Origin of the sequence: Vibrio genomosp. F10 str. 9ZD137 (assembly GCF_049974785.1) — a bacterium.
Classification (GTDB): Bacteria; Pseudomonadota; Gammaproteobacteria; order Enterobacterales; family Vibrionaceae; genus Vibrio.
Genome location: NZ_JBNGCJ010000909.1, coordinates 1 through 978 on the forward strand (window position 1 = coordinate 1; position 978 = coordinate 978).

General features: G+C 43.7%; 2 protein-coding genes. One reads left to right on the forward strand and one right to left on the reverse strand.

Features of this window, described 5'->3' with window-relative positions:
- Positions 1-342: LysE family translocator (locus ACP45E_RS20195; protein WP_141707449.1), on the forward strand; the 342-nt coding region annotated here is incomplete at its 5' end.
- A gap of 123 nt (positions 343-465) precedes the next feature.
- Here ACP45E_RS20195 and ACP45E_RS20200 read toward each other — a convergent pair.
- Positions 466-978, reverse strand: a 513-nt coding sequence (locus tag ACP45E_RS20200) for an alanine:cation symporter family protein (protein ID WP_141707450.1), incomplete at its 5' end; no start/stop codon positions are given.

Sequence of the window (978 nt, forward strand, 5' to 3'; positions counted from 1 at the left end):
GTTGACACGCAAACTGCTGGCGGTGGGCTTGATGCTTTGCGCTCTTTGCGTGAGGGGTTTTTATCAAATGTCCTTAACCCAAAAACAGCGGTGTTTTATTTGGCGTTTCTTCCCCAGTTCATTGACCCGCAAGGTTCTGCGTTATTGCAATCGCTCTTTATGGCATCAATTCATTTTGTCATCGCAATGATTTGGCAATGCAGTTTGTCTAGTGTGTTAGTGCGCGCCAAGTCTTTGTTGAATAATGTCCGATTCTTAAAGTGGATGGAAGGCACAACGGGAGCGGTGCTAGTTGCGTTAGGCGTGAAGCTAATGCTAGAAGAGCCTATTATAGAACCTTAATTGGATGGTTTGTGTCAGCTGGCAAATAAAAAGGCAAACAATGAAATCTGTTTGCCTTTGATAACAACGTTAGTTTTTAATCTTAGTTCGCGGTACTTACTGTCTTAGAAAATATTTTCTGGCTTAGAAAGCATCCACTGCTTTAGAGTGTACTGCTGCTGAAAAATAACGTTTTGTCTCTTCAATCACCACATGGCGTAGGGCGATTAAACCAATCAGGTTAGGGATAGCCATTAATCCATTCACAATGTCTGCAATAATCCAAATCATATCTAAATGAAGAAAAGCACCTGACGCGACTAAAGCAATAAAGAGGATTTTGTAAGGGAGCACCGCTTTTGTACCCAGTAGATAAACCACGCATCGTTCGCCGTAATAGTTCCAGCCAAGAATTGTCGTAAAGGCAAAAAACATCAAACCAATAGAAACAAGCGTTGGGCCTAAAGTATCCGAGTTCAAACCTTGGGCAAAAGCATGCGTTGTCATGGCAGCGCCTGAGAATTCACTTTGCCAGGCACCGGTCAAAATCAGCGCCAGTCCGGTCATCGTACAAATGATGATGGTGTCAAAGAAAGTCCCTGTCATAGAGATAAGGCCTTGCTTGACACAGGAATCTGTCTTTGCCGCAGCCGCAGC